The sequence below is a fragment of the Escherichia sp. XD33 genome (assembly GCF_019375075.1).
Classification (GTDB): Bacteria; Pseudomonadota; Gammaproteobacteria; order Enterobacterales; family Enterobacteriaceae; genus Enterobacter; species Enterobacter flexneri_A.
The window spans coordinates 1-11,845 of record NZ_JAENDM010000076.1; the positions used below are offsets into that span (position 1 = coordinate 1).

At 47.6% G+C, this 11,845-nt stretch carries 7 protein-coding genes and 6 pseudogenes; 6 read left to right on the forward strand and 7 right to left on the reverse strand.

The features are described 5' to 3' along the window. Positions 1-862: 862 nt before the first annotated feature. Positions 863-1,063, reverse strand: coding sequence for a hypothetical protein (locus K0778_RS27890; protein WP_001297900.1), 201 nt, complete (start codon positions 1,061-1,063; stop codon positions 863-865). Positions 1,064-1,262: 199 nt separating this feature from the next. On the opposite strand from K0778_RS27890, the gene K0778_RS23390 reads away from it, so the two are divergent. From K0778_RS23390 to K0778_RS23410, 5 genes and pseudogenes are all read left to right on the forward strand, one after another. Beyond that, the gene (locus K0778_RS23390) at positions 1,263-1,832 is read left to right on the forward strand and encodes an inovirus Gp2 family protein (RefSeq protein WP_000221530.1); all 570 of its coding nucleotides are present in this window, start codon (positions 1,263-1,265) and stop codon (positions 1,830-1,832) included. Between the two features lie 259 nt (positions 1,833-2,091). Beyond that, positions 2,092-2,493: a putative zinc ribbon protein gene (locus K0778_RS23395; RefSeq protein WP_000270974.1), complete on the forward strand. Its 402-nt coding sequence runs from the start codon at positions 2,092-2,094 to the stop codon at positions 2,491-2,493. Next, complete coding sequence (locus K0778_RS23400; protein ID WP_001221617.1) at positions 2,481-2,891, forward strand: zinc-ribbon domain-containing protein; 411 nt, start codon at positions 2,481-2,483, stop codon at positions 2,889-2,891. Before K0778_RS23395 ends, K0778_RS23400 begins: the two co-directional genes overlap by 13 nt. A gap of 283 nt (positions 2,892-3,174) precedes the next feature. Further along, positions 3,175-4,794: pseudogene (locus tag K0778_RS23405) on the forward strand (ISL3 family transposase). A gap of 79 nt (positions 4,795-4,873) precedes the next feature. Then, positions 4,874-5,166, forward strand: a pseudogene (locus tag K0778_RS23410) (gamma-glutamyltransferase); the annotation flags it as partial. Between the two features lie 39 nt (positions 5,167-5,205). On the opposite strand, the gene K0778_RS23415 reads toward K0778_RS23410, so the two are convergent. From K0778_RS23415 to K0778_RS23435, 5 genes and pseudogenes are all read right to left on the reverse strand, one after another. Then, complete coding sequence (locus tag K0778_RS23415; RefSeq protein WP_000656352.1) at positions 5,206-6,240, reverse strand: phosphotriesterase-related protein; 1,035 nt, start codon at positions 6,238-6,240, stop codon at positions 5,206-5,208. A 2-nt stretch (positions 6,241-6,242) separates the two neighbouring features. Next, positions 6,243-7,208 (reverse strand): annotated as a pseudogene (locus K0778_RS23420) (DMT family transporter). A gap of 56 nt (positions 7,209-7,264) precedes the next feature. Beyond that, a pseudogene (locus K0778_RS23425) lies at positions 7,265-8,019 on the reverse strand (glutamine amidotransferase). A gap of 13 nt (positions 8,020-8,032) precedes the next feature. Continuing rightward, positions 8,033-9,247: a PfkB family carbohydrate kinase gene (locus K0778_RS23430; protein WP_000667430.1), complete on the reverse strand. Its 1,215-nt coding sequence runs from the start codon at positions 9,245-9,247 to the stop codon at positions 8,033-8,035. Positions 9,248-9,442: 195 nt separating this feature from the next. Then, positions 9,443-9,550, reverse strand: a pseudogene (locus K0778_RS23435) (transposase domain-containing protein); the annotation flags it as partial. Between the two features lie 72 nt (positions 9,551-9,622). Here K0778_RS23435 and K0778_RS23440 point away from each other — a divergent pair. Beyond that, positions 9,623-10,756 (forward strand): IS110-like element ISEc45 family transposase, encoded by a 1,134-nt coding sequence (locus K0778_RS23440; RefSeq protein ID WP_000555367.1) that lies wholly within the window; start codon positions 9,623-9,625, stop codon positions 10,754-10,756. Between the two features lie 252 nt (positions 10,757-11,008). Here the strand turns inward: K0778_RS23440 and K0778_RS27895 are convergent. Next, positions 11,009-11,231: pseudogene (locus tag K0778_RS27895) on the reverse strand (transposase); the annotation flags it as partial. Positions 11,232-11,845 lie beyond the last annotated feature (614 nt).

An 11,845-nucleotide genomic window follows, 5' to 3' on the forward strand; every position in this document is an offset into this window, starting at 1 on the left:
TATAACGAATGGCATCCGCATAGTGCACTGGGTTATCGCTCGCCACGGGAATATCTGCGGCAGCAGGCCAGTAATGGGTTAAGTGATAACAGGTGTCTGGAAATATAGGGGCAAATCCAGTAACGTAAAGGATTTGCCAGAATAACCTAAGAGAGTAAATCTCTCCGGTAACAGAGCGCTGTGAAGCATTCTGTATCAGAGTGCAGATACATGAACGCTGATGCGTAAAATCAGCAGTGACACGCCAGCTCCCCCTATGCCCATTCCTGTATAAGACATGAACTGAGTGTATTAATGCTTCTGCCCTGAGACTGAGCCGGTGAGTGAGGGGCTGAGAAATCCCTCTTGACACAGCTCTAACCAGAAATACTTCCCCGGTTGTTGCGGTGCGTCCGGATCCCCGATAACGGAACACTAAGGCTGTATTGCGGGACACCGGGTAAGTAGCAGCCCGTAAGGCGTTCTGTCAACGCCAGAAAAAATGATTTCCCACACGCGTTATAGACTCACTCCTGTGGACCTGGAAGCCCGTAACTCTGCGGTTGCCCACTGACTGACGGAACTGACCGCAAATTTTACGAGTGCGTGCTGGGCTTCAGTCTGGTCACCTGAGCGTTCGGTAACGGAGGCGCGGGCGGTAATAGGCTGATTTTCAGGTATTACCGGCTTACAGCGTGTGGTTGATATTGAGGGGCTGTGAGTTTCGCGTATTTGTCAGAAACCCAGACGAGTTTTCCTGTATGGGACGAAATAAGGCAGCGGCAATACCTGGAAAAATTTAATATGGTATGAAGGAGAACCTGTCGGTTACGCTTAATATACCCGGTACACTGTCAGCTCAGGGGATACATGAACCGTTATCTCACCAGCTACACAGTATATACACACTGACGCTGACAGTAGTCAGCAGGACCACAATAATCAGTGCCAGCAGTATGGTAACGATACGGTCTGTATTCCGGTAATAGCCGAAGGGGTCGACAGAACCACAATACGGGCAACACACTGTATTATGAGTAATCGCGTTTCCACAGTCCCTGCACTTCTTTTTGCGTATCACCATCACTCCCTCCTCACAGCCTTACCCGTAACCGGTTTTTTACATTAAAAAAACAACGCTGAAAATTCAACCGTCAGTCCGGAGACGACCGTTCGGGTTATCACAGAGTGCCTGAGACAGTGTCCTGCCGGAGGTCACTTCAGGGACTCTGCGCATTTTTTACGACGTGGCTATTCCGTATGAACCATACGGAGATTTAACCATGACCTACAAATACAACCCCTTCTGGCAGCAACGTATTCGTGAGACGGTGCGGCACGCACTGAATGTTCATCCCCGCCTGACGGCATTGCGGGTTGACCTGCGTTTCCCGGATGTACCGGCAGCAACGGACGCAGCTGTGATATCCCGCTTCATCAATGCCCTGAAAGCCCGAATCGACGCTTACCAGAAACGTAAGCATCGGGAAGGTAAACGCGTGCATCCCACCACCCTGCATTACGTCTGGGCCCGGGAGTTTGGGGAGTGCAAAGGTAAAAAACACTATCACCTGATGCTGCTGGTTAACCGGGATACCTGGTGTCGTGCCGGTGATTACCGTGCTCCGGGATCACTGGCCGGGATGATTAAACAGGCGTGGTGCAGTGCCCTGGGAGTGGATGTCGGGTGCCATGCCACGCTGGTGCATTTTCCGGCCTGGCCGGCGGTGTGGCTGGAACGCGATGATGACACTGGCTTTCAGCAGGTGCTGGAACGTGCTGACTATCTGGCGAAGGAACATACCAAAGCTCACTGCACCGGTGAGCGCAATTTTGGCTGTAGCCGGAGTTGAGCACGACTGGCGCGCCAATATCCGGCAAACCAAAAGTATGGGTTGTTGTCTGGCGGCAACGATGTATCCACTCGCCCACTGACTGTTTTTTACGTCAGTGTTCCATTGTGTGACAACCACAGTGCTGTAACAGCAACCAGCCTGCTTTACCCAAACTCCAGTCCAGATTTTAACTGAACCGCCATTCACACCCTGACCACGCTGCCCGTACCGGGACGGCTGTTGCCTGCGTGTCGTCTGGCGGCTGAGGAATATGACTATGTACGCAAAATCCTTTATCGCTCTTGATGGCAACGGACGTCTGACGGGCGCCCGTACTGCACAGGCCGCACCTTATGCTAACTACACCTGCCACTTGTGTGGCAGTGCACTCAGATACCATCCGCAATACGACACTGAACTTCCCTGGTTTGAACACACTGACGACAGGCTGACAGAGCACGGTCAACAGTGCCCTTATGTCAGGCCGGAGCGCAGAGAAATACAGTTGATTAAACGTCTGCAGCAATTCGTACCGGATGCCTTACCCGTGGTGCGTAAAGCCAGCTGGCACTGCAGACAATGTCACCACGATTATTATGGGGAGCGGTACTGCACACACTGCCAGACCGGAGGATTCAGTATTCCCCGGACAACTCAGGAGGAAATATGCGAATTCTGAACTGTTATATGGCGAATGACAGCAAAGGCCATTTTGTTACGGCGAAAGAAGCAGCGAAGCACAACCGCCAGGACGTTTTGTGCTGTGTGTCCTGTGGATGCCCGTTAACACTTCAGCGGGGCAATGACGGACAACCACCGTGGTTTGAACATGACCAGATGACTGTCGCTGAGAAAATCCTGCTGCGATGCACCTGGCTTGACCCGGCAGAGAAAGAGGCCCGTCGTTTGCATCTGCAGGGTATGACGGTTCCGGATTATACGGTGAAGGTGAGAAAGTGGTTTTGTGTGATGTGTGACGAAGATTATGAAGGAGAAAAGTGCTGCCCGCGTTGTGGTACCGGGGTATACAGCAGGGAGGGGGGGCTGCAGGAAGGCAACTGGAAGGATAGGAACTGAGCGGTTCAGTCGCGGAAATCAGTTGCAGAGCTGTAATGATATCTCCGGGAGTGCTGCGTTGGTAGGGGCATCCCGGGATAGAGAAATTTTAGCACTTTGCCCTGAATGATTGTAGACGTTCCGAGTACTCGTACCGGTCTGAGTTATTACAGTTAGATATTCACTTTTTCTCCCGCATACTTCACATCTGTCAACGACGGATGAAAAGTGGTTCTTCCGCAACCTGGGTGGAAGAAAATGGATGAAACTTTCTGGCGAACAAGGATCTAAGCTGTTTTAAGTTATGGGCAACGCAATGCACTCTCTTAAGACACTTCTACAGTTACCTTGCGGATGGCGATGCAGTCGACAAATTATTAGCTCTGACGGTATAACCCTCCATCTCCACGGAAAACGCAAAACAGCACAATGTCCTGAATGCTTTAAGCGTAGCGACTCTGTTCATAGTTGTCGTCGGCGCCGGATACAGCATCTACCCTGCTCAGGGCAGACGCTATGGCTTGTATTTTCCGTCCGCCACTGGTACTGCCGTAACCCGGCTTGTTCACGTAAAATTTTTGCCGAGTCGCTTGCTCCCTTCGCCGGTTCACACCAGCAGTCTTCACAGGCGTTACAAAATTTACAACGTCAACTGGGATTAATAGCTGGAGGTGAGGCTGGAAAACGGGCTGCAACGGCAGCGGGTCTCCGTTGCAGTGCTGATACTCTTCTTCGCAGGGTTATCAATACCCCGGAGACGAAACAGTCAGGCGCGCCTCATGTCGGTATTGATGAGTGGGCGTGGCATCGGGGCCACTGCTGCGGTATGTTAATAGTCAATCTTGATACTCACCGTCCCCTCGTCCTGCTTCCCGGCCGTGATCAGCGTACGCTGGCGACCTGGTTCAGAAAATATCCGGAAATACAGGTTGTCTCGCGTGATCGCAGTGGAGTCTATGCGACAGCAGCACGTGAAGGTGCACCTCAGGCCAGACAGGTGGCCGATCGATGGCACCTGCTAAAAAATATTGGTGATGAGCCTGAACGAATGATGTACAGACATATGCCTCTGATACGTCTTGTTGTCAGAGAGTTATCACTGAAGAAATCACCTGAGCCAGAAATATCTGTGCCTGTAGCATCGCTCCGTCGTCTGGAACGCCTTAAACAGCACATCCGCAAAAAACGGCATCAGCGTTGGACAGAGGTTATGGCCCTGCATAACAAGGGATGTAGTTTCAGGGAAATATCCCGTATTACAGGCCTGTCGCGAGTGACAGTCAGTCGCTGGGTGGGTTCAGGAACATTCCCTGAAATGTCAACTAGGCCTCCAAAGCGAGGGCTTCTGGACCCATGGAGGGAGTGGTTAAAAGAGCAACGAGAATGTGGTAATTATAACTCCGGCCGGATATGGCGGGAAATGGTGGCCAGGGGGGTTACAGGCAGTGAAACCATCGTCAGGGATGCTGTTGCCAAATGGCGTAAAGGCTGGATCCCACCGGTTACTACTGCCGCAAGACTTCCTTCAGTGTCCCGGGTAAGCCGCTGGTTGATGCCCTGGAGAATAATCAGGGGTGAAGAAAATTATGCTTTCCGATTTATTAGTCTGATGTGTGAAAAAGAACCGGAGTTGAAAATAGCGCAGCAACTGGTACTCGAGTTCTACCGTATTCTGAAAACCTAAAATAAATCACAGCTAAGCAGCTGGTTCACTCGGGTCCACGAAAGCGGCTCAGCAGAACTTCGGTGCGTAGCTGCGGGGATGGAAGCTGATGCTGCGGCTATATGTGAGGCAATCAGCAGTCGCTGGAGTACTGGTGTTGTCGAAGGTCATGTAAATCGCCTGAAGGTGCTGATACGCCAGATGTATGGTCGAGCCGGACTTGAACTACTTAGGCGGAGGGTAATGAGTCCACTGGCATGAAAATCTTCACCCAGGTTGCGGAAGAGCCACTTTTGCACTGTTCGTGACAGTATGGCCTTTATGTACTCACTTTGTTACCGGTAGCTGGATCATCACTACCGTGCTGCAAATGGTGGTGAACAGCATCAATTGTGGAATGAATGTTGCCGAAGCGACCAATGCGCCTCGTTTCCACTATCAGTGGTTGCCGGACGAGCTGCGTGTTGAAAAGGGTTTAGTCCGGATACGCTCAAGCTGCTGGATGCAAAAGGTCAGAAAGTGGCGCTGAATGAGGCGATGGGCAGCACGCAAAGCATTATGGTTGGGTCGGATGGTGAGTTGTACGGCGCATCCGACTCGCGCTTGGTGGATGATTTAACGGCGGGGTATTAATTGACATCCCCCGGCGCAATGTGCCGGGGGATAATGGTTTTATGCGGTCAATAATCGTCCGGGATTATCGATACAGAGTTTTTTGAGGATCGTTTTATCGACGCCGCGCTCCGCCAGATAGGCCAGAAAAACATCTGGAACAAATCCCCAGCCATTACCGCCATTTTTAGCCCACATTTGTTTAAGGAAGACATCGTGGCTGAGAACAAGCTGATCGGCGTATCCCAACTCAATGAGATGAGCGACGGCATCGGCAGTCTCCTGCACCCCTGGCGCTATTCCCTCTTTCGGGAAGGTAATGTCTAGGCCAATCATGTCGAATTCCAGCCAGACACCTTTATCAAGCATTTTCCGCTGATACGCCACGTCTTTTCCTGACGGATCCGAGTGTGCGAGAGAGACTTTATTTGGCGAGACGCCCATTTCACCTAACACAATGTCGAGTACTTCATCACCGCGACGAAGCCAGCCCGGCATGTGAATATTCATCGCCACATGAGGATTGTTAATCTGTGCCAGCGAGGCAGCCCGTAAGCTGTTATGCTCGGCTTCGGTAAATGTCGGTGAAACACCTATTTCACCGATCATTCCGGCACGAATATCCGTATCGCCAATCCCTTGATTCAATTCTTTATCGATCGTTGTCGCCAGTTCATCAACCGTTTTATGAATTCTCTGGCTTTCAAATTTTTCCAGGTAGGGACCGGAGGAAGCAACAATATTCAGACCTGTTTTTAATGCGACTTCTCGTAATGCCTGCGCATCTCGTCCGATAGACTCAGACCCTGTGGCATCAACAATGGTGCGACCACCGAGCGAGATAAAGTTATTAATTTCGAAGATCACATCTTCAATAGGTTTGCGGTCCATATTATCAGCGCAGCAATAAGGATCGTGTTTTAATGCCCACTGGATTTCTGCCGTGACTTTTTTATCAACAAGCCGTTGTGAAAAAGGATAGCAAGGAGCATCCACAACAGAGGAAAGATCGTTGAACAGATGTTCATGAGGAAGTGTTAGCCCCATATCTTCACGGGCGACGGGGCCCGTCACAGTTTGTAGATAATCTTTCATGATTATACCTCCATTTTCTTCATTGTTTTCGAGGTTCTGTATTCCGGAATAGTGGTAACAATTGCACCGACCAGTGCAAACAGTGTTCCGATGATCGTGACCAGATAAACGCTATTGCCCAGCGATGGAATTAATACGTCAATCAATACTGATCCCAGTAACTGGCCCGCCGTTGAAGCAACCCCCAGCATCAGTAACCCCAGACCTCTGACCAAAATGGCCATTAAACCGATAGACATTAGTCCAAGCGGGCCGCCAAGATACATCCACCAGACATCTGGTAATTGAACAGTGACGTGCCCTAATGCGACACGAATAGCTAGCGCTGTGCCTAAAACACAAAATCCAACGATGAAATTCTAGGTGATTGAAACCAGCATGGATCCCGTAGCTTCAGCTACTTTTGCATTTCCAGCGGGCTGCCATCCTGCAAGCAAACCAGCTAAGAACGGAAGAATGGCAAGTAAGATGAAAGAGGTAGAATGCCACTGAGGTGACACAACAAAAATCGTAGCAATAACCGCAAATAATGCACCGATGATGCGATAAGGGGTAAAGTATTTTTTCTCGTCGACACCGATACCAAAGCGATCGCAAAGTAAACCAGACAGCAATAGCGCGGAGATCAGTGCGGTTTGAAACGTTGCGACCCCGAGTGCGCTGGCTGATGCGCCTTCAGAAAATACCACCATCGCTCCACAGAGACCGGCAAACCAGTTCCAGAGAGGAACTTTTCGGTTTTTAATCAGAGAAGGAATTGCCGCAAATTGTTGCCGGGTTTCTTTTCGCGCCATAATAATAAAAAACATCACGACTAAACCACTGGCAAAGGAGATAACTGCGCATGCATTACCATCCTGTAACCAGTGACCTAATTGACCATTCACCGCTGATTGCATAGGGGAGAGCATACCCGCAAGAATCGTGGCAAGCATCCATAAGGGAGTTGAGTACTTATTCTTTTTCATACATCAATCCTTCTATTATAGTAAATGGAGTAACTGGAGTTACCCCATTATTATTATTATCTTGCAATATGAGTCAGTATATTTACCCACAACGCGGTATAGAACGGCCAGGACATAAACTGCTGTGTACCCCAGTGCGGTGGTCACTCATAAAGCAGGCTATTTTCCCGTTGTGATAGTTACCAAAGACCAGTAATGGAGCGTTGTTTATTGTTAATACCACCTCAGCATTTTCTTTAGCGATCGCCCGGTTATAACCTAGGAAAAAAGGATATTCAGAGAACCCTTTAATAACTGGATGTTCAGGTTGTGATGGCTGTGCAATAACACCCTCTGGTTTTTCGACACGATCGTCACCATCTAACATCGTAACCGGGAGCACATCAGCCAGAACTGTATTTTTATAATTGGCTTTTGCTTCAATTCCCATGAATGAGAGATAGCCGCCAATCATCAATAACCCACCACCGTTATTCACATATTCTTTAATCAGTTCGAGAGCGTTTGGTTTTATGCGAAGCTGATAAAAAGTATCATTTTGTAGCAGGAAAGTATTACTACCAATATCACTAATAACGATGGCATCATATTGTTCTAACTGTGCCACATCTTCAGGGAAGGCAATTTGTACCGTATGTGCTGGCATATAGGTGACATCTACCTGACTATTTTTCAGACACTGGAGTAACCAGGTCGCACCTTCTTCATATTTACTTGAGGTAAAACTGTCATATCCTTTTGAATGAATCATATGAATATGCCAGGATTCCCCAATAAAGAGCACTTTTAGTGATTTTTTGGTGTTATTCATTCTCTGTCCCTTCTTAATGCGTAAAAATAGTTTGCTGATAATGTATACTCTGAATTCGATGTATCACAGATTCATGTTCAGGCATGTCGGAAGCATTGCTTGTCTCCACCGCTAGGGATGCAAAGGCGCTGGCATAACACAGTGCTGATTCCAGTGATTTTCCTTTCGCAAGTCCTGATGCCAGAGAGCCGTTAAACGCATCCCCGGCTCCTGCCGTATTTTTAACGACCGCTGGAAACGCTGGCGAATGAATGAATTTTTTGCCATCAAATGCGAGCGAGCCCTTGCTACCGAGCGTGATAACCGTGTTTTTTACCCCTTTATTGTGGATAGCTTCTGCAGCTCGTTTAGCTGATTCAAGATCGTGTACGTCTATGCCGGACAGTAAACCAGCTTCTGTTTCATTGGGGGTGATATAATCAACATCCTGAATAAGTTCGTTGACGATATCATTATAGGGTGCCGGGTTAATAATGACCGGGATACTGTTTTTTTGCGCCAATGTGATCGCTTGTTGCAGAGCGGTATAATTTGTTTCGAGCTGCAGAAGTATGACATCAGAATTAATAATCGCTTCTTTCTGAATAGTTATTTCATCGGACGACATTGTCATGTTGGCACCGGGATAGATCGCAATAACATTATCGCCAGTACCTTCATTAACAAGGATCGTGGCAGTTCCGGTTTGCGTTTCTTTCGTTTGATAAATTATACTTTTATAAATCTTAGACGAATTCATAAAGTTGATCGCATAATCACTAAAGTGATCTGTACCTACTTTTGTTATGAAATAAACATCAGTATCGGCAAAGCTTGCTGCCAGCGCCTGGTTACAGCCTTTTCCCCCCGGTGAAAATATAAAATTACTTGCCAGAAGCGATTCTCCGATAGTGGGAAGCCTCGGCAAATAACTGATGATATCAACATTAAACGAACCAATAACGCATACTTGACTTTTCATAGTTGAGTGGCCTTTTTTTATTCCCTGGGCTGTATCATAATTTTCAAGCGCATAAGCGATTTCATTTTTCGCAATAGTATCAAGCGAGTCTAGGACGATAAAAGCACCGCCATGACATCGAGTCAGATAGCCAAGCCTGGCAAGTTCATTAAGATCTGAACGAATAGTTTCTTTCGTTACATTGAGGCTATTGGACAGATCGGATACTTTTACAGAACCGAATTTACTGAGTCGTTTCAATATTTCATGATGGCGTTCAAATTTCATGCTTCACCTCACTTCAGTTACGTTAATATCTATCGATGTATATTGATGTGATAATCACCATAAAGTGGCGGGGAAAAGCAAAAAAAAGCAAAAATAGCCTGAGAAAAGGTAAGCGTTAATGGAGAATCATATTGATGCTTATTTATTGGTGAGAACTACGTTCCATGGCAGGAGTTCATCAATACGGTTGGAAGGTTATTCCGGCAGTACGCTCAGAATATGGCGCAGATACGCTTCCGGATCAATGTCGTTCAGAAGGCAAGTGCCGATAAGCCCATACAACAGTGCACTGCGCTCGCCGCCGAAGAACATAAAGATGGTATGACCTTTATATACTCACTATAGCATTGGTGGGATATTCCAGAGGAGGTCATTATGCATTCGGAAAATATTGCAGCTTACATCGGGCTGGATGTACATAAAGAAACGTTGGCGGTTGCTATTGCTGCACCTGAACGGCTTGGCGAAGTTCGTTATTATGGTACGATTAACAACGAAGCCCAGGCTGTACGTGGATTATTTCAGAAATTGCAGGGACTTTACGGAAACATTCTTTCCTGCTATGAGGCTGGCCCCTGTGGTTTTGGGCTATATCATCAACTCACAGCGATGAATATAAAATGCCAGGTTATTGCCCCTTCCCGGATACCAAAATCACCGACAGACAGAATCAAAAATGATCATCGGGACGCAATTTCTCTTGCCAGGTTACTGCGGGCTGGTGAACTTACCCCTGTCTGGATCCCTGACCTGACTCATGAAGCTATGCGGGATCTAATCAGAGCCCGTGCAGCAGCTAAACGAGACAGCAGAGTTGCCCGACAGCGAATTCTGAGCATGCTATTGCGAACAGACAAACGTTATGCAGGGAAGCACTGGACCGGCAAACATCGAACCTGGTTAGCTAATCAATCATTTAGTCAGCCATCTCAGCAGATTGCTTTTCAACACTATTGTCAAAGTCTGGAGCAGATTGAAGATCGCATACTTCAACTCGACCAGGAAATATCTCGCCTGTTACCTGAGTGGTCTCTGTGCAATCTGGTCTGCCAGTTGCAGGCTCTAAAAGGTGTTGGTCAGCTAATTGCAATAACCCTGGTTGCTGAACTGGGTGATTTTTCGCGATTTTCCAATCCCAAACAGCTCATGGCTTTTCTGGGACTGGTGCCAGGTGAATATTCCAGTGGAAACAGTATTCGTCCCAGAGGAATAACAAAAGTTGGAAACAGCGAACTGAGACGTCTGCTTTACGAAGCCGCCTGGTCTTATCGTACACCTGCAAAAGTTGGTGCATGGCTTATATATTACCGACCGGACTCTGTAACACAATATTCCAAAGATATTGCATGGAAAGCTCAACAACGATTGTGTTCTCGTTACCGAACTCTGACAGCAAAAGGGAAAAAATCACAAGTAGCCATTACGGCGGTGGCTCGTGAGTTGACTGGATTTATGTGGGATATTGCACTTGCTGCCCAATCATCATTCAGTCAGCAGAAGCAAAATTAAACCCTGAAGCAGTCAGACACGGAATGAGTGATCCTCGAAAAAGAATTCAGGGAAGCCAGAATGCGCTAATACCTGCACGTAGAAAGAGGCCAGCTCACTGCGTAAATCGTCATGGGGCTAAAATCCCCGAATAAGAGTTTGTAAAATCCAAGATACAGTCTGACTGTTTCAGGTTCTTTAATCCGCGATATAACGAAGCTCCCGGAGCTGCGTAGGTCTTTTTGGGCTTAATATTTGACAAAGGTCATAAGAGTTTTTATTTCCGAGACAGATGGCACAAAGGGCTTTTTCCGCGGCATTATGTCTGCCTCCGCCTGACCGTCAACACTGTAATAACAGAGTGCGCCCCACTGATTCAGTACACAGCTGAACCATTCTCCCAGTCTGGATTTTTGGATAGCGTGGCATTTTTCTCCACCATGCATGCATGCAGTGAGTCCAGTAACAGTTTGCTCTTCTTCTGCCTGACCACAAGATGTGCTGGACTGGTAAACGATGGGGATACCTGCTTACGCGAGAGCAATAAGTGGCTGGCCACAATTCTCGGTACAAAACTCTGCTGAATAGCAGCGATTTTCCCAGCGTGGTGCGTCGTTTGCATTTTACTGGTTCTAAGTTAACAATTATCTGTTCACTAATGACTACTCTAAAAACTTGTATCAGGACTATCACTTATTTAAGTGATATTGGTTGTCTGGAGATTCAGGGGGCCAGTCTATAAACTTTTTACAAAAGGATGAATGCAGAAGGTTACTCTAATGGCCAGAGTGATGACAATGATGGTCAGACGTTGACCTGCAGAAACTGCATTTTAATTGGTCTATAAAGTCTGCAAGAGGAATCAGGGTCAGATCAGTGAGTCTTATCGCGGCCCGAAGCTATGACTGAAAGAAGGCTGGATACAGAATTGCAACAATTTGGCAATGTCAGAACACAGAAGCTTTGCAAGCAGGTGAAAGGTTATGTCTAGGGAAGGTGCGAATAAGTCCGAGATGTGAGATCATCGTGTTGTAACCTGAACCCAGAATGAGTAACCGGATGAGCCAGCAACTGACTTTTGCCGACAGTGAGTTTTCCAGTAAACGCCGC